30 protein-coding genes are annotated in these 26,913 nt (G+C 71.2%); 16 read left to right on the top strand and 14 right to left on the bottom strand.

Annotation, left to right across the window (positions count from 1 at the left end; translation table 11 throughout):
• The first annotated feature begins 63 nt into the window (after positions 1–63).
• The 6 genes from CHF16_RS17670 (at position 64) to CHF16_RS17650 (ending at position 5,222) form a co-directional block, all read left to right on the top strand.
• Positions 64–1,707, top strand: a complete 1,644-nt coding sequence (locus CHF16_RS17670; protein ID WP_089327140.1) for a DNA primase family protein — start codon at positions 64–66, stop codon at positions 1,705–1,707.
• A 301-nt stretch (positions 1,708–2,008) separates the two neighbouring features.
• A complete protein-coding gene (locus CHF16_RS40315) occupies positions 2,009–2,161 on the top strand; it encodes a hypothetical protein (protein ID WP_179271573.1) in 153 nt (50 codons plus the stop codon).
• 75 nt (positions 2,162–2,236) lie between these two features.
• Positions 2,237–3,016, top strand: a complete 780-nt coding sequence (locus CHF16_RS17665) for a hypothetical protein (RefSeq protein ID WP_089327139.1) — start codon at positions 2,237–2,239, stop codon at positions 3,014–3,016.
• Complete coding sequence (locus tag CHF16_RS17660) at positions 3,009–3,272, top strand: hypothetical protein (protein WP_089327138.1); 264 nt, start codon at positions 3,009–3,011, stop codon at positions 3,270–3,272. The genes CHF16_RS17665 and CHF16_RS17660 overlap by 8 nt, the downstream gene beginning before the upstream one ends.
• Positions 3,269–3,445 carry a hypothetical protein gene (locus CHF16_RS40310; protein WP_179271572.1) on the top strand — a complete coding sequence of 59 codons (177 nt, stop codon included), beginning with the start codon at positions 3,269–3,271 and terminating at the stop codon, positions 3,443–3,445. Before CHF16_RS17660 ends, CHF16_RS40310 begins: the two co-directional genes overlap by 4 nt.
• A gap of 868 nt (positions 3,446–4,313) precedes the next feature.
• The gene (locus CHF16_RS17650) at positions 4,314–5,222 is read left to right on the top strand and encodes a hypothetical protein (protein WP_089327136.1); all 909 of its coding nucleotides are present in this window, start codon (positions 4,314–4,316) and stop codon (positions 5,220–5,222) included.
• Positions 5,223–5,239: 17 nt separating this feature from the next.
• On the opposite strand, the gene CHF16_RS17645 is transcribed toward CHF16_RS17650, so the two are convergent.
• Complete coding sequence (locus tag CHF16_RS17645) at positions 5,240–5,530, bottom strand: GntR family transcriptional regulator (protein ID WP_179271571.1); 291 nt, start codon at positions 5,528–5,530, stop codon at positions 5,240–5,242.
• A gap of 162 nt (positions 5,531–5,692) precedes the next feature.
• Between CHF16_RS17645 and CHF16_RS17640 the strand changes: the two genes are divergently transcribed.
• On the top strand, positions 5,693–5,980 hold the full coding sequence (locus tag CHF16_RS17640; RefSeq protein WP_089327134.1) for a hypothetical protein: 288 nt from the start codon (positions 5,693–5,695) through the stop codon (positions 5,978–5,980).
• Between the two features lie 338 nt (positions 5,981–6,318).
• Here CHF16_RS17640 and CHF16_RS17630 read toward each other — a convergent pair whose 3' ends face one another.
• Entirely contained in the window at positions 6,319–6,723 is a 405-nt protein-coding gene (locus tag CHF16_RS17630; RefSeq protein WP_171069207.1) for a GntR family transcriptional regulator, read from the bottom strand.
• A 145-nt stretch (positions 6,724–6,868) separates the two neighbouring features.
• On the opposite strand from CHF16_RS17630, the gene CHF16_RS17625 reads away from it, so the two are divergent.
• From CHF16_RS17625 to CHF16_RS17610, 4 genes are all read left to right on the top strand, one after another.
• Positions 6,869–7,240 carry a DUF2255 family protein gene (locus tag CHF16_RS17625; RefSeq protein WP_089327132.1) on the top strand — a complete coding sequence of 124 codons (372 nt, stop codon included), beginning with the start codon at positions 6,869–6,871 and terminating at the stop codon, positions 7,238–7,240.
• 139 nt (positions 7,241–7,379) lie between these two features.
• A complete protein-coding gene (gene deoC, locus CHF16_RS17620; protein WP_089327131.1) occupies positions 7,380–8,294 on the top strand; it encodes a deoxyribose-phosphate aldolase in 915 nt (304 codons plus the stop codon).
• A 2-nt stretch (positions 8,295–8,296) separates the two neighbouring features.
• Positions 8,297–9,727: an aldehyde dehydrogenase family protein gene (locus CHF16_RS17615; protein ID WP_089327130.1), complete on the top strand. Its 1,431-nt coding sequence runs from the start codon at positions 8,297–8,299 to the stop codon at positions 9,725–9,727.
• Positions 9,720–10,574 carry an aldehyde dehydrogenase family protein gene (locus CHF16_RS17610; RefSeq protein WP_089327129.1) on the top strand — a complete coding sequence of 285 codons (855 nt, stop codon included), beginning with the start codon at positions 9,720–9,722 and terminating at the stop codon, positions 10,572–10,574. Before CHF16_RS17615 ends, CHF16_RS17610 begins: the two co-directional genes overlap by 8 nt.
• Before the next feature lie 80 nt (positions 10,575–10,654).
• On the opposite strand, the gene CHF16_RS42185 is transcribed toward CHF16_RS17610, so the two are convergent.
• Positions 10,655–11,611, bottom strand: a complete 957-nt coding sequence (locus CHF16_RS42185; RefSeq protein ID WP_143228028.1) for a pentapeptide repeat-containing protein — start codon at positions 11,609–11,611, stop codon at positions 10,655–10,657.
• 66 nt (positions 11,612–11,677) lie between these two features.
• Here CHF16_RS42185 and CHF16_RS17605 point away from each other — a divergent pair, with 66 nt between their 5' ends.
• Together CHF16_RS17605 and CHF16_RS17600 are read left to right on the top strand one after the other, a co-directional pair.
• A complete protein-coding gene (locus CHF16_RS17605; protein ID WP_089327128.1) occupies positions 11,678–11,923 on the top strand; it encodes a DUF2630 family protein in 246 nt (81 codons plus the stop codon).
• Positions 11,920–12,972, top strand: a complete 1,053-nt coding sequence (locus tag CHF16_RS17600; protein WP_089327127.1) for an LLM class flavin-dependent oxidoreductase — start codon at positions 11,920–11,922, stop codon at positions 12,970–12,972. The genes CHF16_RS17605 and CHF16_RS17600 overlap by 4 nt, the downstream gene beginning before the upstream one ends.
• A 48-nt stretch (positions 12,973–13,020) precedes the next feature.
• Here the strand turns inward: CHF16_RS17600 and argS are convergent, their stop codons facing one another.
• The 6 genes from argS to CHF16_RS17570 form a co-directional block, all read right to left on the bottom strand.
• Positions 13,021–14,766 (bottom strand): arginine--tRNA ligase, encoded by a 1,746-nt coding sequence (gene argS, locus CHF16_RS17595; RefSeq protein WP_089327126.1) that lies wholly within the window; start codon positions 14,764–14,766, stop codon positions 13,021–13,023.
• A 49-nt stretch (positions 14,767–14,815) separates the two neighbouring features.
• On the bottom strand, positions 14,816–16,045 hold the full coding sequence (plsX, locus tag CHF16_RS17590; RefSeq protein ID WP_089327125.1) for a phosphate acyltransferase PlsX: 1,230 nt from the start codon (positions 16,043–16,045) through the stop codon (positions 14,816–14,818).
• Positions 16,046–16,192: 147 nt separating this feature from the next.
• Complete coding sequence (locus CHF16_RS17585; protein WP_089327175.1) at positions 16,193–16,603, bottom strand: hypothetical protein; 411 nt, start codon at positions 16,601–16,603, stop codon at positions 16,193–16,195.
• A 92-nt stretch (positions 16,604–16,695) separates the two neighbouring features.
• Positions 16,696–17,067, bottom strand: coding sequence for a hypothetical protein (locus CHF16_RS17580; RefSeq protein ID WP_089327124.1), 372 nt, complete (start codon positions 17,065–17,067; stop codon positions 16,696–16,698).
• 32 nt (positions 17,068–17,099) lie between these two features.
• Complete coding sequence (locus CHF16_RS17575) at positions 17,100–17,990, bottom strand: alpha/beta fold hydrolase (protein ID WP_245868696.1); 891 nt, start codon at positions 17,988–17,990, stop codon at positions 17,100–17,102.
• Positions 17,987–18,760 (bottom strand): DUF998 domain-containing protein, encoded by a 774-nt coding sequence (locus CHF16_RS17570; protein WP_245868694.1) that lies wholly within the window; start codon positions 18,758–18,760, stop codon positions 17,987–17,989. Before CHF16_RS17570 ends, CHF16_RS17575 begins: the two co-directional genes overlap by 4 nt.
• A 428-nt stretch (positions 18,761–19,188) precedes the next feature.
• Between CHF16_RS17570 and CHF16_RS17565 the strand changes: the two genes are divergently transcribed.
• Complete coding sequence (locus tag CHF16_RS17565; RefSeq protein ID WP_089327123.1) at positions 19,189–20,505, top strand: KamA family radical SAM protein; 1,317 nt, start codon at positions 19,189–19,191, stop codon at positions 20,503–20,505.
• 138 nt (positions 20,506–20,643) lie between these two features.
• A complete protein-coding gene (locus CHF16_RS17560; protein ID WP_089327122.1) occupies positions 20,644–20,991 on the top strand; it encodes an SCO4225 family membrane protein in 348 nt (115 codons plus the stop codon).
• Here the strand turns inward: CHF16_RS17560 and CHF16_RS17555 are convergent.
• Positions 20,954–22,171 carry an MFS transporter gene (locus CHF16_RS17555; RefSeq protein ID WP_089327121.1) on the bottom strand — a complete coding sequence of 406 codons (1,218 nt, stop codon included), beginning with the start codon at positions 22,169–22,171 and terminating at the stop codon, positions 20,954–20,956. The genes CHF16_RS17560 and CHF16_RS17555 overlap by 38 nt on opposite strands.
• Before the next feature lie 58 nt (positions 22,172–22,229).
• On the opposite strand from CHF16_RS17555, the gene CHF16_RS17550 reads away from it, so the two are divergent.
• Positions 22,230–23,204: an ArsR/SmtB family transcription factor gene (locus CHF16_RS17550; protein ID WP_089327120.1), complete on the top strand. Its 975-nt coding sequence runs from the start codon at positions 22,230–22,232 to the stop codon at positions 23,202–23,204.
• 146 nt (positions 23,205–23,350) lie between these two features.
• Here the strand turns inward: CHF16_RS17550 and CHF16_RS17545 are convergent, their stop codons facing one another.
• The 4 genes from CHF16_RS17545 to CHF16_RS17530 are packed head-to-tail and all read right to left on the bottom strand — an operon-like array spanning position 23,351 to position 26,910.
• Entirely contained in the window at positions 23,351–23,869 is a 519-nt protein-coding gene (locus CHF16_RS17545) for a YbhB/YbcL family Raf kinase inhibitor-like protein (protein WP_089327172.1), read from the bottom strand.
• 52 nt (positions 23,870–23,921) lie between these two features.
• A complete protein-coding gene (locus CHF16_RS17540; RefSeq protein WP_089327119.1) occupies positions 23,922–24,854 on the bottom strand; it encodes a carbohydrate ABC transporter permease in 933 nt (310 codons plus the stop codon).
• Positions 24,851–25,819, bottom strand: coding sequence for a carbohydrate ABC transporter permease (locus CHF16_RS17535; protein ID WP_218826706.1), 969 nt, complete (start codon positions 25,817–25,819; stop codon positions 24,851–24,853). Before CHF16_RS17535 ends, CHF16_RS17540 begins: the two co-directional genes overlap by 4 nt.
• The gene (locus CHF16_RS17530; RefSeq protein ID WP_218826705.1) at positions 25,816–26,910 is read right to left on the bottom strand and encodes an ABC transporter ATP-binding protein; all 1,095 of its coding nucleotides are present in this window, start codon (positions 26,908–26,910) and stop codon (positions 25,816–25,818) included. The genes CHF16_RS17535 and CHF16_RS17530 overlap by 4 nt, the downstream gene beginning before the upstream one ends.
• Between the last annotated feature and the right edge of the window lie 3 nt (positions 26,911–26,913).

Below are 26,913 nucleotides of genomic sequence, written 5' to 3'. Positions count from 1 at the left end.
CTTGGGAATGCCGTCACGGGGTCCCCCGCATTCCCACGCGTTCCCACCGTTTGGAGAAACCTAATGTCCGACTTCACACCCGACGAGCAGAGAGCCGTCAAGCTGGCGCTATCGCTCAGCGCGGGAGAAATCGAACCCGCCGAATTCGAGCACGACATGCGCAAGCTGTGGCGGAAGCTCGGATACGCGGCGCGCACCGCCGTTCAAGGCATGGCGAGCGACGTCGTAACGACCATGCTCCGCGACGACGCGGGCAACACGCCCGCCGTCCCGGGGAGCGACTCAAACGAACCGTCAGATGCATGGTGGGGAGCAATGGCCGTAGAGACCGCACCGATCGACGCAACCGACACAGCCAACGGCGGACAACTCATCAACACCGCCGCGTACGCGGACGCAACCGTGAGACTCACGGGAGACAAGTTGCGCTTCGTTCCCGGGTTCGGATGGTTCGAGTGGACCGGAACCCACTGGGCATCCGCACCCGACCGCTACTCGGTCGCGTTCAGCGCGATTGACGACACGGCCGGGGAATTCCGGGCACGCGGCATGACCACGCAAAGCCGACTCATGGGCGTGCAGCGCCACCGCCGCGAGATTGCCGAAGCCATGCAGTACAAGCGGGACGTCATGTCACCCGCCGACCGGCTGAACGCGGCCCCACGCATCCCGTTCCGGAACGGCACGTTCAACCCCCGGAACGGCGAGTTTCAGTCCGGCGTCTGGTACCCCGACGACATGCGGACCGCGTGCGTGAACGCCGATTTCGACCGGTCGGCCGACGCGGAACGGTGGACGCAATTCCTCACGGAGGTGTTTCCCGACGCGGCCGACAACGGCGAACACGTCATGCGCATGCTCGGCCGCGCGTTGACCGGCGACCAACGGCACCACGTGTTCGGCGTCTGGTACGGACACAAAGGCCGCAACGGCAAGGGCACAATCACCCGGCTCATGCAGCACCTTCTAGGGTCCGCCGTTGTCATGCCGGACGTTCGCCTATTCGAACGACGCGGGCAGGCACACGGGGAACAGCTTGCGCGTCTTGCGCTTGCTTGGCTGGTCATCGCGAACGAAACCAATGAGGGCGTTGCGATGGACGACGAGCTTGTTAAGCGCATGTCCGGGAACGACTCCATGAACTTCCGCCGGAACTACCTCACGGAAGTGGAGTACGCCCCGCGATACACGGTCGTCTTCACCACGAACCACCTTCCCGAGTTCACGGGGACCGACGATGCGCTGTGGACGCGACTCCGCGCGGTTGAGTTCCCTGTCTCGTTCGCCGGACGGGAAGACGTCGACCTTGACGAACGGCTCAAGGGCGAAGCGGACGGCATCGCGACGGGAATTGCCCTAGCGGCGCACAGGGCGTACGCGGAGGGGCTCCCGGACACGGCCAGTACCGCAGCCGCGAAGCAGAAGCACCGCGAGGGAATCGACCCGCTGAGCCAACTTGAGGGCGAAGTGTTCGGCTACGCGGAGGGCGCGCGTATGAAAACGTCCGAGTTCAACGCTGCGCTACAGGAGTGGCGACGCGCGAACGGTGAGAGCCGTACCGCGAAGTTCGCGCCGAAACAGATCAAGGCTGCACTTGAACGGCAGGGAGTCAAGGTGGTGACCGGGCGGGGAACACGCTACTTCGCGGGAATCGCCGCGCCGTCCGGCCCCGTCGCGGAAGGGTCCGGCCGCGTCTTTGAGGGCTAAGGGGTGCAGGAAACGCACCCGGGGTGCAGATTTTGGCCTAGTTTCCCAACTCTCTGTATTAATAGAGAGGGGAGTTTAGATCTAGGGCTGAATTTTGCACCCCGGTGCATTTCTTGCACCCCCGGCCGGACGACATGACCGCGAAGACCCGCGCCCGGTGCGATGCCGGGTGCCTAACCGAAAGAGAGAACGGCATGCCACGCAAGCATGCGAACGCCCGTCCCCGCTTCGTCGCTGAGCACAACTGGGCGGGCATGGAATTCAGCATGGGGATCTACCGCACCTACCCGGATGCGCGGAGGTGGCCCGAAGAGTCCTCGAAGGTCAGCAGGCCGCGTGGCCGCGTGCGGGTGCTGGGGAGGAACTCGTGACCGCGCGCATGCAGTTCTTCGCGCATCTGGCGTTGAACACCGCGATTCTGCTGCTGGCCCTGCTGGCCCTGCTGGCGCTGTAAGACTTGCCCGGGGGCGTGCTTCGGGTGCGCGCCCCCCCGGGTTTCACCCGTATCACCCGTGAATTGGAGAACGACATGAACAATCTGAGCGTCCACTACAACGCCCGCCCGGTTGCGGGCCTTGCGACGGCTGAGACGAACGCTCTACTGGATAAGGTCCACGAGTGGAAAGACCTTGCCGACGAGCACGCCGCGATTCTGGATGACGAGTGGGAATCGCTGGCGGACGCTGAGGAACAGCGTCGGGCGGAGGCTGAACTTCGGGAGGGTAAGACTCCCGGGAAGGGCCGTAAGTCGGTCCGCGAGGAATGGGCGGTGAAGCGCGCTCACGTGCTGGCGCAGCTCAAGCTGATTCAGGAAGAAATCCGCCCGCTTGACCGGGCTACTCAGGCAGCTATCAAGCGGGACGCTGCGGGGGCGGTGGCGCAGGTTTCGGAGTCGCTGACTTCGCGTATGGCCGCGTATGAGCAGGCGGCGCAGGATCTCAAGCGGGCGGCGGCTGATCTGCGGGCCGCGATTGACCGGGCGTTCCTGGTTAAGGGCATCGCTCAGGGTAAGGCTCAGGCGCGTATTCCGCGTCCCGGTCTCAAGTGGGTGAACGACGACTACGTGAATTACCAGGTTACGGAGGTGATTCGTGGGGTCAAGCACAACGTTTCCCGTCTGGCGTCCGGCGTCCGGTTCATGGCTGGCGACGCGGTTCTGTTCAGCACGCCGGGCGGACTGGTGGAAAAGGTGCTCGACGCGGAGGGTGCCGCGATTCTGAATGCGAAGGATGCCGCCGCGTTCGCGAAGTCGGCTGGTCTTCCGGCTGGTTCGGTTCCGGTGATGGAAGAGGGTGTTTCCAGTGAGTGACGCGGACGGTTTCACGCCGATTCCGGGGTATGGCGGCATGTCGCCGAAAGACGTGGTGAGGGTGCATGCCGCTGAGCGTGCCCGTGTGGCGCAGGAGACGGCGGATCGGGAAGCGGCTGAGACGGCGCGTGACGTTGCCGCCGCGCAGATGCGCGCGGACGTCCAGGCGGCCCGGGAAAACCTCGCTCAGGCTCTCATGGACGCGGGCAAGTCGCCGGTTGAGGTGGCGCGGTACATGGCTGAGACGGGGCTGTGACCATGGACCCGGTAAGCGTCGGGGATCAACTCTGGATTCCCAACCTGGACCCCTTTAGCCGCGTGGAAGGCTGGGCACGAACGGTGATGACGCAAGCGGAAGCGGACGCCGTTAACGCGGCTATTGCTGACGGGCGCGCGCCGTTCCTGCCGGATGTGTTCACGGGCGGCTGAGAGCCGCTGTGACGGTCGCTGAACGCCCGGGGGGGGCCCGACAAGGACCCCCGGGCGTTTGGCTGTCTCGGCGCGAATCAGCGCCGTATGGAAGGAACCTCGCATGACTGAAAGACCCTCCGGGTGGTATACGCACCCGTCCGGGCGTACGAAGTCGCTTCCCCGCGATTGGAAGAACCGCCGCCGGGCGGTGCTTATCCGGGATGGGGGGCGTTGTCAGATCAATGGGGATCGGTGCATTGGTCGTGCGTCTGACGTTGACCATGTCGGTGACCGTGATGACCACTCGCTAGCCAATCTCCGCGCAGCCTGCGGCCCTTGCCACCGTCAGCGGACGGGTAGCCAGGGTGGTAAGGCTGCTGCGGCGAAACGTCCTTCGCGGAAACGGCCTGAGGAACGGCATCCTTCGCTCCGCGATGACGGAGAGTAATGGGCACCCGGCTATTGGCCCTAGGTCTAAGGGATTGGTGCTCGGTAAGGGTTAGCAGCCGGGCGGTTGTACGGGTTTCAGGGTCGCCTGGGGGTACAGAGAGTGACAATCGCCGGGGCGGTTCCCCCGGCATGAAATGCGAGGGTTGACTAATGGGACGACGCGGACCAATCCCTAAGCGGAGTGACCAGCGACGTAGGCGTAATAGGGCGGAAAGTGGCGGGCTGCCGGTTACGCGGGTGCGGGTGCCGCGTGCTTGGCCCGGCGTCCCCCGCGCGCCGGAACGGCAGGCAACGGAGGAAACCGACACGTCGGCGGAGTGACGAGATAGGCGCAGGTCAGCGGCTTTACTTCGTCTGCGCGACCGTTCAGAGGAAGTCAATCGACGCGGCCCCGGGGCGACGCCGGGGCTTTCCACGTTCGAGGAAAGGTTTACACATGGGCAGGATCACGGCGGTTGAGCAGAGTTTCCGGGATGACATGGCCGCGTTTGGGTTGCACTTCTGTAGCGGGTGCAAGCTGTTCTTGCCGGTGGGGTTGTTCCCGCCGGACGCGCGGATGCGGTCGGGGCTGGGCTCGCGGTGCCGTGACTGCTGCCGCGCGGCTGACGCCCGCAAGCGCGTGAAGCGGAAGGCGCGGAACGCGGCGAAGGACCCTTACGCGAATTCGTCGCCGAAGCGGTGTCCAGATTGTTCACGAGAGTTGCCACGCTCGGAGTTCTCGCGCGACGCGACGGCGGCTGACGGGCTGACCGGCGTGTGCCGCGATTGCTGCCGCGAGAAGGACGCCCGCAAGCGCGCGAGGAACAAGACGCGGAACGCGTCGGCGGACCCGTACGCGGACCCTTCGTCGAAGCGCTGTCCTGACTGCGGACGGGACCTTCCGCGCCGGGAGTTCTCGCGCAACGCGACGCAGGCTGACGGGCTCCACACCGTGTGCCGTTCCTGCCACTCCCTCCGCGTTGTCGAGTGGCAGCGTGCAAACCCCGGCAAGAAGGCCGACCGCAACGCGCGTCGCCGGGCCGCGAAGGCGGGTGTGCCGTCTGAGCCGTTTGACCGGACCGCCTGCTACGGTCTGCCCTGCTATTCGTGCGGGGACCCGGCGGATACTCACGACCATCTGTTCCCCGTGAACGGTGAGCTGACGGAATTCACGGTGGACGCCCCGCGAAATGTGCTTCCTCAGTGCCGTTCGTGCGGGTCGAGCAAGGGGAACATGAATCCGCTGGACTGGTGGGCCCGCGAGCATCGCCCGTTTGACGGTCTGGTGGTCGTGTGGGATGAGGACGACTGGTTCGGTGATGATGCGCCCGACCTGGATTGGGCGCATGTGGCGGCCGGGATTTGAGACGGGAACAGCCCCGGCTAGTCTTCGGACTGGTCGGGGCTTTTCTCTTGCCCGTCGCCTTGTGCGGCGCTGCTCAAGTTGGGGTGCGGGTAGGTGCCCTTGCCGTGGACACTTACCGTGACTTGCCGTTCTTTGAGTACGCGCAAGGCAGCCTCACTTGTCCGCGTGGACACTCCCGCCATGTCCGCGAGTCGCCGCGCGGACGGCACCCGCGTTCCGGCGGGGATTTCGCCGTCGCGGATAGCGCGCTCAAGTTCGTCCGCGATGACGAGGTACGCGGCGCGCGGCTGGTCGAGATCGAACCTCACGTGATCGACGGTAGGTCCCCCGTGGTCATGACTGGTGACCAGTGGTGTCAACGGGTGTCTACGTCTAGGGTGGAGGGCTCAACACAAGAACGCCCCGCCCGGACCGTTGCACGCGGCCGGGCGGGGCTAGATCGACCCGCCTACAGGGAGGCAGGACCGACCATGACCCCAGACTCTAGGGCGCGGCTGGACGCGCTAGGCACCGTTCTACGGGCGCATGGCTTCACGGCGTGGATGACGCCGGAGGGGCTGCACGTCGAGAACCCGGACGCGGCGGGGTGCTGCACCCCGCACCCGTGTGTGGTGCTGCTGGCGGAGGCTCGCGGGGATGACGGGGGCCGCTTGTGGTACGTGACGAGCTACCGCGAGCCGTTGGCGGAGGCGGACCGGGTGACGGACGCTGTGATGGCCGTCCGGTCCCTGCTGGGCGGGGCGGGGGTGTCGGTGTGACTGTGCTCATGCTCGCCGCGTGCATCATCGGCGCGGCTCTGCTGACGGGTAGCGCTACGGCGTTCGCTGCGTCCCGGCGACGGGTGTACGTCGGCCGTCACCGCGCCCCGTTCTGACCGTCCGCACCTCAGCCCTTGGCCCCCGTCCGCGACTGTGCGGCGGGGGCTTTGCTGTGGGTCGTGGCACGCCATGAGGTATCTTGGTCTCAAGAGTGAGACCCGCGCCGTTCGGCCCGACGAGGCCCACGACCCGTCCGGCCGGAATCTCCAGCGTGCAGTCGGACAGCGCCCACCGCCGCCCGTACCTCTTGCCCAGCCCTCGGGTCTCCAGAACGGCGGTCACGCTATGTCCTCCTCGCGGGCGGACCGAAATGTGGTCATGAACAGCGCCTCGATGCTCTCGTCGTCCAGCCCGGCCAGCCGCGCCTTGGCGAGCCAGCGCTCCAGGTCCTTGCGCAGCGGGCCGTGCGCGGCGAGCGACTCGCCGGCCAGCGACCGCGTCACGAACGTCCCGACCCCGGGGCGCGGTGCGACGAGCCCCTCGTGCTCCAGCTCCCGGTACGCCTTGAGCACGGTGTTCGGGTTGATCGCCAGCTGCGCCACCACGTCCTTGACCGTGGGCAGCTGGTCGCCGACCCGCAGCAGGTCGAGCCGCAGCGCGTGCCGCACCTGCCGGACGAGCTGCATGTACGGCGACACCCCCGACCCCGAGTCCAGATGGAACTCGATCACCGCCACCTCCATTTATCTAGTGTCCTAGTACTTTAGATGTGTAGGGGTGCCGGATGTCAACGCCTCCGGGGCGGGACCGGGGTTGCATGCGGTTCGAACCTCCCCAATTTCGGATAAAGCGGGCTGTATCGGACGGCTCGCCGGGCATGACCCCGGCATGTCCACATGGAGCAATGACGACCTGGCCCGCCTCGGCGGCGCCGACGAGATCCAGGTCGCACCGGAGAAGAGCGACGGCACGCTGCGCAGCCCGACGACGATCTGGATCGTCCGTACCGGCGAGGAGATGTACGTCCGCTCGGTGAACGGCCGCGACGGCCACTGGTACCAGACCGCCGAGAACACACACCGGGGCCAGATCCGAGCCGACGGCACGACCGTGGACGTGGCGTTCGTCGACGAGGGGGACCCGGCCGTCAACGAGCAGGTCGACGCCGCCTACATGGCCAAGTACGGCAGCACGCCCTACGCCGAGCCGATGACGCGGCCCGGCCCGAGGGACACCACCCTGAGGCTCGCCCCCCGTTGACCACCGCGGGGAAGGCGCGCGCACCGCCCGCCGACACCGCTTCCCGGCCGCCTTCCCGGCCGCCGACACCGCTTCGTTAGGCGCCCGTTTTGTGCCGGGGACGTAGTTCGGCGATGCTTGTGGGGTGTCAACGGAGACTATGCACGGCGCCGCCGAGCTGCGCGCCTTCCTGCACGGCCTGCCCGGCGTGGACCGGGTGGGCGCCGAGGAGCGGGCCGCGCGGCTGGCGACCAGGTCGATCAAGACGACGGCGAAGGCCGCGGCGATCGACCTGGCGATCTCGATGGTGGACCTGACCACGCTGGAGGGCGCCGACACGCCCGGGAAGGTGCGGGCGCTGTGCGCCAAGGCCGCCCACCCCGACCCGGCGGACGCGTCGGTGCCGAAGGTCGCGGCCGTCTGCGTCTACTCGGACATGGTGGACGTCGCCGTCCGGGCCCTGTCCGGGACGGGCATCGGGGTCGCGAGCGTGGCGACGGCGTTCCCCGCGGGCCGGGCGCCGCTGGAGGCCAAGCTCGCCGACACGCGCGCCGCGGTCGCGGCGGGCGCGGCGGAGATCGACATGGTGATCGACCGCGGCGCGTTCCTGGCCGGCGACTACGCCAAGGTGTTCGACGAGATCACCGCCGTGAAGGACGCCTGCGGCGACGCGCACCTGAAGGTGATCCTGGAGACCGGCGAGCTCGCCACCTACGACAACGTCCGGCGGGCGTCGTGGCTCGCGATGCGCGCCGGAGCCGACTTCATCAAGACGTCCACCGGCAAGGTGTCGCCCGCCGCGACCCTGCCGGTCACGCTGGTGATGCTGGAGGCCGTCCGCGACTACCGGGCCGCCACCGGGCGGCAGGTCGGCGTCAAGCCCGCCGGCGGCATCAAGACGACCAAGGACGCGATCAAGTACCTGGTGCTGGTGAACGAGACCGCCGGCCCCGACTGGCTGACCCCCGAGTGGTTCCGGCTCGGCGCGTCCAGCGTGCTGAACGATCTGCTCATGCAGCGCCGCAAGCTGACCACCGGCGTCTACTCCGGTCCCGACTACTTCACGCTGGACTGACCATGGTTTTCGAGTACGCGCCGGCGCCCGAGTCGCGGGCGGTCGTCGACATCCGCGCCTCCTACGGGCTGTTCATCGGCGGCGAGTTCACCGACGGGCACGGCGAGCCGTTCAAGTCGATCAACCCGGCGGACGAGAGCGTCCTGGCCGACATCGCCTGCGCCGACGAGGGCGACGTCGACCGCGCCGTGAAGGCCGCGCGCACGGCCTTCGACAAGGTGTGGGGGCCGATGCCCGGCCGGGAGCGCGCCAAGTACCTGTACCGGATCGCCCGGATCATCCAGGAGCGGTCGCGGGAGCTGGCGGTGCTGGAGTCGATCGACAACGGCAAGCCGATCCGCGAGTCCCGGGACGTGGACGTGCCGCTCGTCGCGGCCTGGTTCTTCTACTACGCCGGATGGGCCGACAAGCTCCCCTACGCCGGGTTCGGCCCGGACCCGCGGCCGGTGGGCGTCGCGGGGCAGGTCATCCCGTGGAACTTCCCGCTGCTGATGCTGGCCTGGAAGATCGCGCCCGCACTGGCCTGCGGCAACACGGTGGTGCTCAAGCCCGCCGAGACGACGCCGCTGACCGCGCTGCTGTTCGCCGACATCTGCCGCCAGGCCGAACTGCCGCCCGGCGTCGTCAACATCGTCACCGGCGCGGGGGAGACCGGCCGCGCGCTCGTCGAGCACGAGGGCGTCGACAAGGTCGCCTTCACCGGCTCCACCGAGGTGGGACGGCAGATCGCCCGCACCCTGGCCGGGACCGGCAAGAAGCTCACCCTGGAGCTGGGCGGCAAGGCCGCCAACATCGTCTACGCGGACGCGGCGCTCGACCAGGCCGTCGAGGGCATCGTCAACGGGATCTTCTTCAACCAGGGGCACGTGTGCTGCGCCGGGTCGCGGCTGCTCGTCCAGGAGTCCGTCGCCGCCGAGGTGCTGGAGCGGCTGAAGGCGCGGATGGCGACGCTGCGCGTCGGCGACCCGCTCGACAAGAACACCGACATCGGCGCGATCAACTCGGCCGCGCAGCTCGCCAAGATCAAGGAGCTGTCCGAGGCGGGGGAGAGCGAGGGCGCCGAGCGGTGGTCGCCGCCGTGCGAGCTGCCGTCCCAGGGGTTCTGGTTCGCCCCGACGGTCTTCACCGGCGTCGCGCAGTCGCACCGGATCGCGCGCGAGGAGATCTTCGGGCCGGTGCTGTCGGTGCTGACGTTCCGCACCCCGGACGAGGCCGTCACCAAGGCCAACAACACCCCCTACGGGCTGTCGGCCGGCATCTGGACGGAGAAGGGCTCGCAGATCCTCTGGACGGCGCAGCGGCTGCGCGCCGGGGTGGTGTGGGCCAACACCTTCAACAAGTTCGACCCGGCCTCCCCGTTCGGCGGCTACAAGGAATCGGGGTTCGGCCGCGAGGGCGGACGCCACGGACTGGAGGCCTACCTCAATGCCTGACCGTCTCGCCGTCCGCAAGACCTACAAGCTGTTCATCGGCGGCGCGTTCCCCCGATCGGAGTCCGGCAGGTCGTACGTGGTCACCGACGCCAAGGGCCGTTTCGTCGCCAACGCCTCGCAGGCGTCCCGCAAGGACGCCCGCGACGCCGTCGCCGCCGCGCGCAAGGCGTTCCCCGGCTGGTCCGGGCGCACGGCCTACAACCGCGGCCAGATCCTGTACCGGGTCGCCGAGATGCTGGAGGGCCGCCGCGACCAGTTCGTGGACGAGCTGCGCCAGGCCGGCGCGGCCAAGGGCGCGGCCGGCGCCGAGGTGGACGCGGCCGTCGACCGGTGGGTCTGGTACGCGGGCTGGGCCGACAAGCTGACCGCCGTCGCCGGCGCCGCCAACCCGGTCTCCGGGCCGTTCTTCAACTTCTCCACGCCCGAGCCGACCGGGGTCGTCGCCGTCGTCGCGCCCGACTCGCCGCTGCTCGGGCTGGTGTCGGTGGTGGCGCCCGCGATCGTGTCCGGCAACACCGCCGTCGTGGTCGCCTCCGAGCCGGCGCCGCTGCCGTCCATCACCCTCGCCGAGGTGCTGGCGACGTCCGACCTGCCGGGCGGGGTCGTCAACGTCCTCACCGGCCGCCGCGCGGAGATCGCGCCCTGGCTGGCGACCCACATGGACGTCAACGCCATCGACCTGGAGGGCGTCGCCGACGACCAGGCCGCCGACCTGGAGGAGAAGGCCGCCGAGAACCTGAAGCGCGTCCTGCGCCCCACCCGCGCCGACTGGACCGGGGAGCCGGGAACCGCCCGTATGACGGCATTTCTGGAGACGAAGACCGTCTGGCACCCGGTGGGCGTCTGATTTCGATATGACGCTTCGCGTGTAGAGGGTCACAAAGTGTGGAATAGATCTCCCCGTAACTGATCATTTCGGGGGGGAGATCAGTGGCAACGAGAACCGCATCGCGCACGACCACGAGCCGAGGGACGGCCGGTCGCGCGAAGAGCACCACAGCCGCCAAGTCCACCACCGCGAGGAAGCCGGCGGCCAAGCGCACGTCGGCGGCGAGCTCGTCGTCCCGGTCGACCACCACCAGGTCGACCGGGAGCAGGTCGACCGGGAGCAGCACGGCGAAGAAGTCGACGACCTCCAGCCGGACGTCGTCGACCGCCGCGACCCGCGTCACCAAGGCCGCGAGCCAGGCCAAGACCGCCGCCACCCAGATGAAGTCGGTGGCGACCAAGGCGTCCTCGTCGGCCAAGGCCATGACGGCGATGACCAAGGCGATGACCAGCGCGACCAAGGCGATGTCCGACGCCGCCAAGGCGATGGACGCGGCCGCGAAGGTCATCACCACCACCGCCAAGTCGAGCACGTCGAGGGCGAGCTCGCCGGCGAGCCGGAGCAGCTCGTCGTCCAGGGCGAGCACCTCGAAGGCGAGCACGTCGAGGTCCGGGACGTCCCGGGCCAAGGCGGGCACGTCGAAGTCGGGCACGTCGAAGTCGGGCACGTCGAAGTCGGGCACGTCGAAGTCGGGCACGGCCAAGTCGGGCACGTCCAGTGCGGGCACGTCCAGGTCGGGCACCTCGTCCCGCAAGACGACCTCGGCGGCGTCCAGCCGGTCGCGGTCGACGACCTCCGCCCGGACGAGCGCGTCGAAGTCCGGCACATCGAAGTCCGGCACATCGCGGACGAGCACCGCCAGGAAGGCGTCCGCGCCGAAGTCGCGGACGACGTCGGCGCGCAAGACGTCCTCGTCCAAGACCACCGCCGGCACGGGGTCGGGGACGCGGTCCGCCGCGTCCCGCAAGACACCCGCCCGCCGTGCGGTGGAGGCCGCGGCGGCACCACCGCCCGCGTCCTCGCTGGTCGAGCCGAAGACCAGCCCGTTCCAGCATTCGACGCGGAGCGAGGGCGGGTTCCTCAGCGGGCTCACCAACGCCGGCCGCGAGCGCTGAGAGCCGATGGACGAGAAGGACATCCTCGCTCGCATCGACGAGTACGTCGGCGAGGAGCAGCGGCTCCGCGAGCGCTACCAGCGCGACGAGCTGGGGCGCGAGGAGGAGCACCGCCGGCTCGAGCAGCTGGAGGTGGCCCTCGACCAGTGCTGGGACCTGCTGCGCCGCCGCAGGGCCCGGTTGGAGGCCGGCGAGGACCCGGACGCCACCGGCGTCCGGCCGCCGGACGAGGTCGAGGGCTACCTGCAGTGACGCCGACGCACCGGGCGCGGCCGCGGCTGCGGTTCGGCGCCCGCCTCGACCCCGATGCCACCGCGCCGCTGCTGCGCATCGCGCAGGACGCGGACCGCTACGGCCTCGACCTGCTCGGCATCCGCGACCTGCCGCACCGGCGCGGCACCGCCGACGCGCTCACGCTGCTGGCGGCCGTGCTGACCGGCACGTCCCGGATCCGGGCGCTGCCCGCCGTGGCGTGCCTGCCGCTGCGCCCGCCCGCCGCGCTCGCCAAGGCGATCGCGACGATGGACCTGCTCAGCGGCGGCCGCGTCGAACTCGGGCTCGGCGCGGGCGCCGACCCGGCCGGCATCGAAGCCTACGGCGGCGTCCGGCCCGGCGGCCTCGGGGCGCTCCGCGCCGTGGAGGAGGCCGTCCGGCTCATCCGGCTGCACTGGAGCGACCAGGCCGGGCTCCACATCGAAGGCGCCCACTACCGGTTCGCCGCGCCCGACGCCGGCCCGCGACCGCGGCGGACGATCGGCATCTGGCTCGGCGTCACCGGCCCGCGCGGCATCGACCTCGCCGGCCGGCTCGCCGACGGCTGGATCGTGCCGTCGTCCCGCGTCCCGCCGAAACGCCTCGCCGACGGCCGCCGCCGCTTCGACGACGCCGCCGCCCAGGCCGGCCGCGACCCGGACACGCTCCGCCGCGTCTACATCCTCGAAGGCTCCCTGGACGGACCGGACTCCCAGGGCTTCCTGCACGGCCCGCCCCGCCAATGGGTCTACGAACTCACCGAACTGGCCATCGGCCACGGCGTCGACACGTTCCTCTACGCGGGCGACCCGGCGAACCTGCCGGTCTTCGCCATGGAGGTGGTCCCGGCGGTCAGGGAGAAGATGGCGGAGGAGAAGAAAGGATTGGGGTCTCCACAGGGGGAGGTGTCGCCCCAGGGGGAGATGTCCATCCAGGAGGGCGACCCCCTGGAACCCCCGTCAGGGCTGGCAGGCCCTTTCCCCGATCCGCTGGCGCATCTCGGTGAAACGGCCTCGAACCCGCCGGGCCGGGCGACCTCCGGACGCTAGGGCGCCCTGCGGCCGCCCGACCCGTGGGCGGTGGTCGGGGTTCTCGCCTTACATGCGCTCCGGGGTCGGGACGCCCAGGAGGTGCAGGCCCGTCTCCAGCGTGCGCAGCGTCGCCGCGCACAGGGCGAGCCGGGACGCCTTCGTCTCCTCGTCGGGGGCCTTCAGGACCGGGCAGTTCTCGTAGAACGTGGTGTAGGCGTCGGCGACCGCGTAGACGTAGTTCGCCAGCCGGTGCGGCTCGGCGGTCTCGCCGGCCTGCTTCAGGACGGCGCCGAAGCCGAGGAGTTCGAGCGCCAGCGCCCGCTCGGCCGGGTGGCCGAGCTTGATCGGGCCGGTCGCGTCCGCGACGTCGATGCCGCCCTTCCGGAAGATCGACCGGATCCGGGCCGCCGCGTACTGCAGGTATGGGCCCGTCTTGCCGTGGAACGAGATCATCCGGTCGAAGTCGAAGACGTACTCGCTGTCGCGCGCCACCGACAGGTCGGCGTACTTGACGGCGCCCATGCCGACGTCCCGGACGATCGCCGCCCGCGTCGCGTCGTCGAACGGTTCGTCGTGCTGGATCTCGTCGAAGACCGCGCCGGCCCGCTCGACGGCCTCGTCGAGGAGTTCGGCGAGCTTGACGGTGCCGCCCGCGCGGGTCCGCAGGATCTTGCCGTCGGTGCCGAGGACGTTGCCGATCTGCGCGTGCTCGGCCTTGACCTCGTCGTTCAGCCAGCCCGCCATCCGGGCGACGGCGAAGACCATCTGGAAGTGCAGCGCCTGCGGGGCGCCCACCACGTAGATCATCCGGTCGACGTGCTCGGTGTCCACCCGGTACCGGATGGTGGCGAGGTCGGTGGTGGAGTAGTTGTAGCCGCCGTCGCTCTTGCGGATGATCACGGGCAGCGGCTCGCCCTCGCGGCCGGTGAAGCCGGGCGGGAACGCGCACAGCGCCCCGTCGCTGATCACCGCGATGCCCTTGTCCTCCAGCTCCTGGGCGGTCGGGGCCAGCAGGTCGTTGTAGAAGCTCTCGCCCCGGATGTCGTCGTCGGTGAGCGTGACGCCGAGCCGCCCGTAGACGGCGTTGAAGTACCGCTTGGACACGTCCACGAGGACGTTCCACAGCCGCAGGGTCTCGGGGTCGCCGGCCTGGAGGGCGACGACCCGCCGCCGGGACCGGTCGGCGAACTCCTCGTCGCCGTCGAACTTCTCCCGCGCGGCCTGGTAGAACGCGGTCAGGTCGCTGACGGACGAGTCGTCCCGCGCGGCGGCGTCCTCGCCGAGGTCGAGCAGGTGCTCGATCAGCATCCCGAACGGGGTGCCCCAGTCGCCGACGTGGTTGTCCCGGACGACGTCGTGGCCGAGGAACGCCAGGATCCGGGCGATCGCGTCGCCGACGATCGTGGTCCGCAGATGGCCGACGTGCATCTCCTTCGCCACGTTCGGCGAGGAGTACTCGACGACGGTCTTCTGCGGCCGCTCGGCCGGCGGGACACCGAGCCGCTCGTCCTCCAGGGCTCGCTGCGCCTCGGCGGCGATCCAATCGTCGCTGAGCGTCAGGTTGATGAAGCCCGGCCCGCTGACCTCGACGTTCGCCACGACGTCGGCGGTGTCGAGGTTCCTGACGATCTCGCCGGCCACGTCTCGCGGCTTGCGGCCCAGCTTCTTGGCCAGCGGCAGTGCCACGTTGGCCTGAAGGTCGGCGAACTGCGACGGCCGGATGACCGGGTCGGCGTCCGCGTATGACGGTCCGAAGGCGGCGCTCAGCGCGGCCTGGACCCGGGCGGCGAGTACGAGTTGCGGATCGGGCATGTTCCAAGGTTATCGGCGCGGCGCCGCCGACCGGACCCGGTTTTTCCCGCTACGGCTCGGTGCGGTCGGGGACGGTGTCCCCGGCGGGCCCGCTGACCGGCTGCCGCGGCGCGGGCGGCCCCTCGACGGGCTGCGCCGGGGCCTCCGCGGGCTTCTCGGGCTTCTCGGGCTTCTCGGGCGGACGGTCGCCGTCGCGCTCGCCGTGCGTCCAGCGGCCGAACCGGGAGGTGCGGGTCGCGGCGACCTGCTCGCGGATCCGCTCGACGATCCGCCCGGCGGCCAGCCGGTGCGCCAGCTCGCACGCCGAGGTGATCGCGCGGGCGCGCGAGGCGCCGTGCGCGATCACGACGGTGCCGTTCAGGCCGAGCAGGACGCCGCCGCCGTAGGTGTCGGGGTCGAGCCGGTCGCGCAGGTCCTGGAGGCGGCGCCGCTGGAGCAGCGCGCCCATCCGCGCCGCCGGGCTGGCGGTCATCGCGTCGCGGACCTCGCTGAACGCGGCGGCGACCGTCCCCTCCATCGTCTTCAGCGCGATGTTGCCGGTGAAGCCGTCGGTGACGATCACGTCGACCCGGCCGGCGAGCAGGTCGTGGCCCTCGACGTTGCCCGCGAACTCCAGCCCGTGGCTGCCGCCGGCGAGCAGCTCGTGCGCCCGCTTGGCGAGCTTGTTGCCCTTGCCCGCCTCGGAGCCGATGTTGAGCAGCCCGACGGTGGGCCGGTCGGGGCCGAGCAGGATCTGCGCGTAGGCGGTGCCGAGCGCGGCGAACTGGACGAGCGTCTCCGCCTTGACGTCGGCGGTGGCGCCCGCGTCCAGCAGGATCGTCGGGCGCGGGCGGGTCGGCAGCGTCACCGCGATGGCGGGGCGCAGCACGCCCTGCTGGCCCTTCAGCCGCAGCCGCGAGGTCGCCACCACCCCGGCGGTGCTGCCCGCCGAGACCAGCGCCGACGCCCGGCCCTGCTTGATCAGGTGGCAGGCGATCGCGATGGACGAGCGGGGCTTGCGCCAGCTCGCGAGCGCGCCCTCGCCCATGTCGAGGGCCTCCTCGGCGTGCACGATCGGGATCTTGCCGAGATAGCCGTACCGGTCGAGCTCCCGCCTGATCCGCGGGGCCTGCCCGACCAGGACGAGCCGGACGCCGTGCTCGCGGACCGCGTCCACCGCCCCGGCGACGATCTCCCCGGGGGCGTGGTCGCCGCCCATCGTGTCGACCGCGACCGGCAGGGGGCGCGGCGGCACGCGACGGGGCGCGGCGGCACGCGACGGCTCGCCAGTGCCGGTCATGGCCGCTCCAGGAGAGGGAAGGAAAATGCGGTGTGCCGCAACAATGCAGCTCATCGCATCGTATGGCGTTCCTTCACCTGCCTTGGCGGCGCCCGGCCGGAGTGGCGATCATCACCCCGCCATCACCCCCGCCATCACCCCCGGCCATCACCCCCGGCCGCCGGCCTCCTCGCTGCGGCAGTCGGCGCCCAGGCAGCTCGCGTTCTCCACGACCGGGCGCCCGCCCACGAGGATCGTGTAGTTGGACGTGGCGGTCCTGGTCTCGCCGGTGCCGAGGACGTCGACGCGCTTGCGGTCGGCCGTGGTGCCGGTGCACGAGACGCGCAGCCGCTCCTTCGTCCAGCCGGGCAGGTCGGCGCACTTCAGCGGCCCGGCGAGCGTCACGCCGCGCTGCTTCAGCTCGGCGGCGGCCGTGACCGGCAGCGCGGTGCGCAGCGCGGCCTGCGTCTTGTACTTGAGCTCCTTGCCGCCGGACAGCGCCAGGTACGAGACCCCGCCGGCCAGGGCGAGCACGATCAGCGCGGCGGACCCCAGGATCAGGGCCTTCTTGCGACTCATCTTCACGACGGCAACATCACCGACAGTACGGGATCGTATGCGTCGAGTGGTGGGTTTTTGGGATCAGCAGGTGGATTCGTTGCCGTCCGGGGTCAGCGGTTCGGACGCTCGCAGCCGAGGCCGAGGCAGTCCTTGCGCAGCACCTCGCGCCCGCCGACGGTGACCACGTAGCGCTCGCGCGGGCGGTCGGTGTCGGCGCCGGTGGCGACGCCGTCGACGACGACCCGTTTCCCGTCCGCCGTCCGGGCCGTGCAGGTGACCCGCACCACCGAGCCGGTGGCGGGGACCGGCGACTCGCAGGCGGGGCGCTCCTTCAGCGTGATGCCGCGGATCTCCAGCTCGTCCACGACGCCGTCGGAGACCGCGTTGCGGTACGCGCCCTCCGAGATCCGCTGCATGACCTTGCAGCCCGACACCGTCAGGGCGAGCAGGACCGCCAGGGCGAGGGCCGGGCCCCTTCTCACGCGGGCTCCCCTTCTCACGCGGGCTGGGCTTCTCACGCGGACTCCTCGACCCGGCCGATGCGGGCGACCGCGTCGGCGACCACGTCGGGACGGTCGAGCGGGACCATGTGCAGGGCGTCGGGCAGCTCGATCCGGCTCCCGTGCGTGCTCATCCGGGCGAGCCGCTCGTGGCCCTCGGCCCACTCGCGCTTCCGGTCCCCCTTGTCCACGTCGCCGAGCGCGGTCACCACGACCAGCGGGACGGCGGGGAACGGGTGCCGCTCCCGCAGCCGGGCCAGGTCGGCGGCCATCTCCCGGTAGGCCAGCTCCTCCGCGATCACCGTGCCGATCACCGTCCCGCGCCCGTACACCGCCCGGACCACGCGGTCCGGGACGGCCTCGTCGCGGCGGCTGGTGCGGCGGAGGACCAGCCGGCGCCCGAGCGGCCCGGCGAACCGCGCCACCCGGGTCGCGCCGAGGAGCGCGCCGGCGGCCGTGGCGAGCGGGGTCAGCGCGGCGGCCGCCCGGACGCGCACGCGCGGGTCGCGCTCGTAGCTGGGGTCGAGCAGGACCAGGCCCCGGACGAGCGCGGGCCGCAGCCGGGCCAGGGCCTCGGCGGGGAACGCGGCCATCGAGTGCGCGAGGACGGTCACCGGCCCGCCCGCCCGCTCCGCGAGGGCCTCCAGGATCGCGGTATCGCGGCGCAGCGACGGCCGCGCGACCGCGGCCGGGCTGAGCCCGAGGCCGGGGCGGTCGAACACCGTCACCCGGTGCCCGGCCCGCAGCCGCTCGACGCTCGGCGCCCAGTCGAACCACGCGCCGCCCAGTCCGGACGTCAGCAGCAGCGGCGGCCCGTCCGCCGGGCCGGATTCGACCACGTGCACCTGCTCGCGCCCAACGTTGACGATCGCGCCGCCGTCCGGCGCGGTCTGGTTCCCGCTCACAGCCGGGCCTCCTCCTTCGCGGTAGGGGTGCCGCCGGGCGGGGTGCGCGCCGCGTCCCGCCGGTCGGCGTACAGCGCCCAGGCGATGACCAGCAGGCCGAGGACGAGGATGCTGATCTGCACGCGCTGGACGACCCCGAGCCACTGCCCCAGGTACATCGCGGCCATCGTGCCCAGTGCCGCCACCGATTCGGCGAGCGCGAGCAGCCAGCCCCAGCGGGCGAGCGCCGGCCACCAGCCGTAGCGGCGGGCGGCGAGCGACAGCAGCAGCAGCGCGGCGACCCCGCAGACGACCACGGCGCTGCTGGTCACCGAGTGGAACTCGTGGGAGAACGACACGTGCTCGGAGCGCTCCCGCAGTGCGCACCAGGTCTCCAGGCTGGGCGCGCAGTCCAGCGGGAAGGACGCGTCGCCGATCGCGCAGAGGCCGAACAGCCCGAGGAACGCCCAGCCCGCCGTGGCGAGGGGCCGGCGGGTGAGCCGGCGCAGCGTGCCGGCCGCCACCATGATCGACAGCACCCCGGTGACGAAGTCGCCCGCGCTGTAGACGAGGTGGAACGGCTGGTCGGCGGCCGACAGCTCGCTGACGTAGCCGTTGAAGAAGTCGAGCTTGGGGCTGAGGAGGTTCTCCAGCACGAAGGTCGCGTAGCTGAGCCCGGCGACGGTCGCGAAGACGACCACCCGCAGGGGGACGACGCCCGGCTCGTCCCGTCCGGCCCCGTTCCGTCCGACAGCGTCTCGTCCGGCCCCGTCTCGTCCGACAGCGTCCACCGGCCCCCCTCACGCCGCGTGGTCGCGCCCGCGCCCTGCCGCACGCCCCGCCCACGCCGCTTCGGTCCTGCCCGCCCCGCCCAGTATTTCCCAAGATCGCCGTTCGTGGGGGCCGGGGCGGCCGGTCGGGGCGTATCCGCTGGCAGCGTCGGCGCGCCGGGCGGGGCGCGGCCGAAATCACCCCGGGATGACGGAGAAGTTGACGTCCCGTAGTCGTTGTACTGGAGACGGGGCGTCAACGATGATGTCCAGGCTATTTGTCTGGATCGTCCTTGACCTGCCTTTGTCCGGACCCGGTAGGGGGTATCAATTCGGCATGAACCCGTCCCAAACGGTTGAATGGGGGTGTCCCGCGCACTCCTGATCACAGATCGTGACGACGCGCGCCGGGGCGCGCCCTCCCCGCTGACAGCAAGGAGTACCAACACGTGACACTGGTGAACGACGCGGCTCCCGCGGTGCGATCCACCGGTCGCAAGTTCCGCGCCTTCACGGCGAAGCACCTGGACGAACTCACCGCTCGCGCCGGGCTGTCGCCCGACGAGCGGCTCGCGACCCGGGCGGTGGCGACGGTCCTGCCCTTCCGGACCAACGCCTACGTCATCGAGGAGCTCATCGACTGGACGGCCGCGCCCGACGACCCGATCTACCGGCTCGTCTTCCCGCGCCCGGACATGCTCCCCGCCGAGGACGTCGCCCACCTGTCGGACCTGCTGCGCCGCGAGGCCCCGAAGGCCGAGGTCGAGGCCGCCGCCCACCGGGTCAGGATGCGGCTGAACCCGCACCCGGCCGGCCAGATGGAGCTCAACATCCCGAGCTTCGGCGACGGCAAGATCCCCGGGATGCAGCACAAGTACGACGAGACCGTGCTGTACTTCCCGAAACAGGGCCAGACCTGCCACGCGTACTGCACGTACTGCTTCCGCTGGGCCCAGTTCGTCGGCGAGGCCGACCTGAAGATGGCCGGTGACGAGCCCACCGCGCTGCGCGACTACCTGATCGCCCACCCCGAGGTGACCAGCGTCCTGTTCACCGGTGGCGACGCCATGATCATGGGCGAGCCGGTGCTGCGCCGCTACGTCGAGCCGCTGCTGGAGCTGGAGCAGCTCGAGTCCATCCGGATCGGCACCAAGTCGCTGGCCTACTGGCCGCAGAAGTTCGTCACCGACCCGGACGCCGACGAGATGCTCCGCCTGTTCGAGCAGGTCGTGGAGTCCGGCAAGAACCTCGCGTTCATGGCGCACTTCTCGCACCCGCGCGAGCTCGAACCTCTCATGGTCGCCGAGGCGTGCCGCCGGATCCGCGACACCGGCGCGGTCATCCGGACCCAGGCCCCCCTGATCAGGACGATCAACGACGACGCCAAGACGTGGGAGACCATGTGGCGGACACAGACCCGGATGGGTCTGATCCCCTACTACATGTTCGTGGAGCGCGACACCGGGCCGCAGGACTACTTCGCCGTCCCGCTCGCCCGCGCCTACGACATCTTCCGGGACGCCTACAGGAACGTCTCCGGGCTCTCCCGTACCGTCCGGGGGCCGTCCATGTCGGCGACCCCGGGCAAGGTCTGCGTGGACGGAGTGCTCGACCTGCTCGGCGAGAAGGTGTTCGCGCTGCACTTCATCCAGTGCCGAGACTCCGAGCTGGTCGGCAAGCCCTTCTTCGCCCACTACGACCCCGACGCGGTCTGGCTGGACGACCTGAAGCCCGCCTTCGCCGACCGCTTCCCCTGGGAGAAGTAGGCCCTTCCCAAGGAAGCAGGGACATCGGGAGCCGGGGTCGGCCGCGTACTCAGCCGAGGCCGGACTGAGTACGCGGTCGGCCCCGGCTGAGCACGAACGCCCAAGCGGCGCCCGCCGCGCCAGGGCGACGATGGCCGCATGTCCCCCCACATCCTGTCCTTCGAGGGGCGCGGCCGGGCCGACCGGATCCGGCTCGTGCTGGCCATCGGCTACACGCTGACCGTCCTCGCGGTGAGCGCGGTCGTCCTCGCCGTCATGCTGTTCTCGGACGACCCCGGCTTCATAGGCGTCTGGCTCATCTTCGTCACCAGCCCGCTGTCGATACTCGGGATGCTGGCCGTCTTCCCGTTCGGCGAGCTCCCCGGCCCCCTCGACACCGCCCTCTTCTTCGCGGCGACGACCGGCCCGGGGCTGGTCCAGGCATGGCTGCTGTGGCCGTCCCGGAAGGTCAGCGCAGCGAGCGGGCCAGGCACAGGCAGGCGATGATCGTGGCGGCGCCGCACAGCGCCATGACGTGGCCGGGCGCCAGGAGGTCGCCCAGCGCGCCCGCCGCGCCGATACCGGCCGCCTGGCACGTCATCAGCCCGCTGCCCGACAGCCCCAGCGCCTGCCCGCGGATCTCCTCGGGCACCGCGTCCACGAAACGCCGCTGGACGGTCAGCTCGTAGCCCAGCCCGAACGTCCCGGCCGCCATCAGCGCGCACGCCGCCGCCAGGCCCGGTTCGAGCACGAACAGCAGCAGGGGCGCGCCCGTCAGCATGGCGAGCGGGAGCGTGAGACGTTCGCGCGTCGCCGGCGGAATCCAGCGTCCCACCACGAAGTTGCCCGCGAACATGCCCGCCGCGGCGGCGGAGAGCAGCAGGCCCGCCGCGTCCGGGCGCCCGGCCCCGGCCGCGTACGGCACGACGACGCCCTCCGCGCCGACCGAGAGGGAGATCGGCAGCCACGCGGCGAGCAGCAGCCCGCGCGTGGAGCGATGGCCGAGCAGCCGCCGGTTCGTCCGCCACGTCTCGCCCGCCAGACCGGACGCGCCCGGCAGACCCGACGCCGGCCGTGCCGCCGGGGGGACGTCCGGGAGCCGGGTGCGGGCCAGCAGCGCGGCCAGCGCCGCGCTCGCCGCCGCCAGCCACAGCGCGGCCGCCGGGGTGATCGCCGCCAGCAGCAGCCCGCCCGCCGCCTGCCCGGTGATCTGGGCGCCCGCGCTGGTCATCGTGAACAGCGACCGGCCCAGCACGTAGCCGTCCCCGGGTAGCAGCGCGGGCAGCCTGGCCTGCACCGCCGCGCCGCCGACCGGCGCGAACAGCCCCACCGCGACGAGCAGCGCCATGACCGCGGGCAGCGGCAGGACGCCCAGCGCGAGCAGGGCCGTGGCGGCGAAGCGCAGCACGTGGTACCCGGTCAGCAGCCGCCGCACCGGGAGGCGGTCGGCCAGCGACAACAGCAGCGCGCCGCCGACCACGTAGGGGAGCATCCCGGCGGCGAACACGAGCGCGGCCGCGACGGACGAGCCCGTCTGCGCGTAGGTCTGCACCGACAGCGCGATCGTCCGGACGGAGTCGCCGGCCACCAGCAGGGTCTGCAGCGAGAAGAGCGTCCGGAACTCGGTGACGCCGAAGACGTCGCGGTACCGCGCCGAGGCGGAAGCGTCGGAAGGGGGAGCGGTCATGCGGTGACTCTGCGGCTCCGGGCCCGGTCGGCGACAATGTTTCGGGGAGGAGCGAAACATGTACCGCATCGAGGTCGGGCCGGGGGACCTCGCGGCCAGCCGGTTCGGGGTCGCGCCGCTGATCGAGGTGCACGCCGCGCTCGGCCTGGTCGCGGGCCGGATGCCCGTCGGGCCGCTCGGACCGTGGGTGGAGCGGGCGCGGCCCGCCTACCGGGAGATCGCCGGCGATCCGGCCGTGCGGGCACTGGCCTTCCTGCGCCGCCGGCACGGGTACATGGCGGACTTCGTCGTCCCGCCGCCCGCCCGGCCCAACCTCACCGTCGCCGAGCAGCTCGCGACCGTCCGGGCGACGCCGCTCGACCAGGCGCGCCGGGAGATCGCCCGCAACTTGGACGGCCTGCCGGAGCCGGACGCCGTGATCCGGGACGTCCTGGACGCACCGGACGTGGCCGACCGCCTCGCCACCGGCCTGGAGACCGTGTGGCGCGCCCTGCTGAAGCCGGATTGGGCGGTGCTGCGCTCGATCCTGGAACGCGACATCGTCCACCGCGCCGGGCGGCTCGCCGCCTACGGCTGGGCGGCGGCGCTGGACGGCCTGTCGAGCCAGGTGCGGTGGCGGGACGGCGTCATCGAGGCCGACATCCGCAGCGACGGCACCTTCCGGCTGGGCGGCGCCGGGCTGACCCTCGTGCCCGTGGTCTTCTCCGAACTGGGCGTCGCCCTCGAACAGGACTGGCCGTACACGCTGATGTACCGGGCGCGGGGCGTGGCCGCCCTCTGGGAGAGCCGGGAGCGGCGCGGCGACGACGCCCTCGACCGGCTCGTCGGCCGCACCCGCGCGGAACTGCTGCGGGTGCTCGCCGAGCCCGCCACGACGACCTGGCTGAGCGCCCGGTTCCGGATGAGCCTCGGCGGGATCGGCGGCCACCTCGCGGTCCTGCGCGAGTCGGGGCTGGTGACGCGGGAGCGGAGCGGCCGGTCGGTGCTCTACCGGCGCACGGCCGTCGGGGACGTCCTCGTGGGCACCGACTGAAGCGGCGTGACAGGGACGGCCTGGCTGAGGCGGCGTGACAGGGGCGGCGTGACAGGGGTGGCCTGGCTGAGCGCAGCCTGGCCAGACCCCCGGCCCAGCCGGCGTGGCCGAGGCCGCCCCGGGCGGGGCGGCCTCGGCGGAAAGGGTCAGGACTCGTAGACGGGGATGATCGAGGCGCGGGCCAGCGTGTGCGCCGTGACGTTGAACCCGACGACGGCGGGGGAGGCGTCGGAGTCGATGCCGAGCGACTCCACGTCCAGCGCGTGCACGGTGAACACGTAGCGGTGCGGCCCGTTGGGCGGCGGCGCGGCGCCGCCGTAGGCCTTCGTCCCGAAGTCGTTGCGGGCCTGCACGCCGACCTTGGAGTCCGCGGTACCGGCGCCGGTGGGCAGCTCCGTCACGTCGGCGGGGATGTCGAACAGGCTCCAGTGCCAGAAGCCGCTGCCGGTCGGCGCGTCCGGGTCGTAGCAGGTCACCGCGAAGCTCTTCGTCTCCGCCGGGAACCCCGACCAGCGCAGGTGCGGGGACTTGTTGCCCCCGCTGAACCCCCAGTCGTCGAAGACGTGCGCGTCCCCGAGGCGCTCGCCGTCGCGGATGTCGTCGCTCTCGACGGTGAACGACGGCACCTCGGGCAGGTGCTCGTGCGGAAGCGGCGGTTTGGCCATGGCGACCTCCTCCATCAGGATCTTCGTGTGCCTCCATCTCTACCAGTGGGCGTCACGTCTTGACCGCGCCCATGGTGAACCCGGTGACGAAACGGTCCAGGAACAGGTTGAACAGGAACGCGATCGGCACCGCCGTGATCACCGTGGACGCCTGGAGCGACTGCCAGAAGAACACGTCCCCCCGGACCAGCTGGGTCGGCACGCCGGTGCTGACCACCATCTCCGGGCTCGCCGACACGAACGCCAGCGCGTACACGAACTCGCTGGAGGTGAGCGTGAAGGCGAACACGACCACCGCGACGATCCCGGGGAACACCAGCGGCAGGACGACCCGCAGGAACGCGCCGAGCCGGCTGTGGCCGTCCACCATGGCCTGCTCCTCGACGTCCTTCGGGACGGCCTTCAGGAACCCGATCAGCAGCCACACCGACACCGGGACCGTGATCGTCGGATACACCACGATCATCGACCAGAGGGTGTCCTCCAGGCGCAGCGCCACCACGACCCGGGTCAGCGACAGGAACAGCAGCGACGGCGGCACCAGGTACACCAGGAAGATCGCGATGCCCATCGGGGTGCCCCACGGCCGGTCCAGCCGGGCCAGCGAGTACGCCGCCGGCAGGGCCAGCAGCAGCGTCACCGCCACCACCGCCGCGCCCACGATCAGCGTGTTCACCACGAACGTCAGGAACGGCGTGTCGGTGAACAGGAACGTCACGTGGTCGGGCGTGGCCGGCTTGTTGAAGAAGAACGGGTTGCTCTCCGGGTCGTAGAGGTCCTGGTTCTGCTTGAACGCGCTGATCACGCTCCACAGGAACGGGAGCGCGCACACCAGCGCCGCCAGCACCGCCGCCCCGTACACCCCGCACCGCGCCGCCACGTGCCGCCGCGCGTACTTGCGCCGCAGCGCCGCCACGTCGGTGCCCGCCGTGTCCGGGGGACGGGCCTCCGGCGCGTCCCGGACGGCTTCGCCGTGCTCGGTCATCCGGCCTCCAGCCGTCGTACGGCCCGCAGGATGGCGACCGCGCCGGCCAGCAGCAGCGGGAACAGGAACAGCGCGATCGCCGCGCCCTGCCCGACGTCGCCGCCCTCGATGCCGCGGAAGTACGCCCAGGACGCGAGGACGTCCGTCGAGTGCGTCGGGCCGCCCCTGGTCAGCACGTACGGGACCGTCATGTCGGTGAACGTCATGATCGCGCCGAACAGGCCGGCGACCGCGATCACCGGCAGCGTCAGCGGGATCGTCACCTCGAACATCCGCCGCCAGAACCCGGCGCCGTCGATCCGCGCGGCCTCGTCGATGTCGCGGGGGATCGCCACCAGCCCGGCCATCACGATCACGGCGGCCAGCGGGGTCAGCCGCCAGGTCTGCACCGCGATCACCGACGCCATCGCGGTGCCCGGCCGCCCGAGCCACACGACGTTCGCGTCGATCAGCCCGAGGTGGCGCAGCACCCAGTCGACCGGCGAGTAGATCGAGTCGAGGAACCACAGCCACGAGATCGTCGACAGCGCGACGGGCGTCGTCCAGGGCAGCAGCACCAGGAACCGCACGACCCACTTGCCGCGGAAGTCGGCCACCAGGATGTTCGCGAGGATCTTCCCGAACAGGACGATCAGCGCCATGCTCACCAGCGTGAACACCAGCGTGTTGCGCAGCGCCCGCCAGAACACGCCGTCCGCGAAGACCGCGTCGAAGTTGCGGAACCCGACGAGGTCGAACGACGGGTCGCCGGTCGTCACGTCGGAGAACGCGAACGCGATCGCCAGCAGGAACGGGACGCCGACCAGCGCGGCGATGTAGACGACCGACGGCAGCAGCATCACCCAGGCGAGGACGCCCTCCCGGTCGGCGAGCCCGGCCTTCGCCCGCGGCGCCTCGGCCCCGCCCCCGGACCCGTCCCCGGCGCCATGCGGGGCCGGGGACGGGGCCGCCTCCGCCCGCGTCACGGTGCGTCCCCGAGCGGGACGGCGGCCCGCCGCTCGCCCGACGCGGCGTCGAAGAACCGGAGCCGGCCGGCCGGCACCGCGAACTCCCGGGTCTCCCCGGCCGCCAGCGGCGTCCCCACGGTCGCGGGGAGCCGGGCGATCACGCGGGTCTCCGCGCCGATGCCGGAGACCGTCCCGTACACGTGCCGGTCGCCGGACAGGTACTCCATCCGCTCCACCCGCAGCGGCATCGTCACCCGCTCCGCCTCCGCGACGTTCTCGGCGGGCAGCAGGTGCTCGGGACGGAACCCGACCAGCACGCCGTCCCGCTCGACCAGGTTCATCGGCGGCGACCCGATGAACGTCGCCACGAACGTGTCGGACGGGTCGTCGTACACCTCCTGCGGCGTCCCCACCTGCCGGACGCGGCCCTGCTCCAGCACCGCGATGCGGTCGCCGAGGCCCATCGCCTCCGCCTGGTCGTGGGTGACGTAGATGGTGGTGGTGCCGACGCGCTCCTGGAAGCGCTTCAGCTCGTCCCGGGCCGTCGCGCGCATCTTCGCGTCGAGGTTGGACAGCGGCTCGTCCAGCAGGAAGACCGCCGGGTCGCGGACCAGCGCGCGCGCCAGCGCCACCCGCTGCCGCTCACCGCCCGACAGCTGCCGCGGCCTGCGGCGCAGCAGCGGCTCGATCTCCAGCAGCCCCGCCGCCCATCGAGCCTTCTTCTCGCGCTCCTCCTTGGGCATGCCCTCCGCGCGCAGCGGGAAGACGATGTTGTCCTTCACCGTCTTGTGCGGGTACAGCGCGTACGACTGGAACACCATCGCGATCTGCCGGATCCTGGGCGGAAGCCCGTTCACGACGTTCCCGCCGATCAGCACCTCGCCCTCCGTGGGCTGCTCCAGCCCCGCGATGGTGCGCAGCAGCGTTGTCTTCCCGCACCCGGACGGCCCCAGCAGCACCAGGTACTCCCCGGGCTCCGCCGCGAGATCGACGCCGTCCAGCGCCCGCACGTGCTCCGCCCGGCCCCGCCGAGCCCGCACGTGCCCGTCGAAGGTCTTGACGAGCCCCTTGACCTCGACCGTCTTCACCTGCCTCAGGACCGTCTCCACCGG

This window comes from Actinomadura meyerae (genome assembly GCF_900188445.1).
GTDB lineage: Bacteria > Actinomycetota > Actinomycetes > Streptosporangiales > Streptosporangiaceae > Spirillospora > Spirillospora meyerae.
The sequence above is the reverse complement of the archived record's forward strand: the minus strand, read 5'-3'. Positions and strand labels throughout refer to the sequence as shown.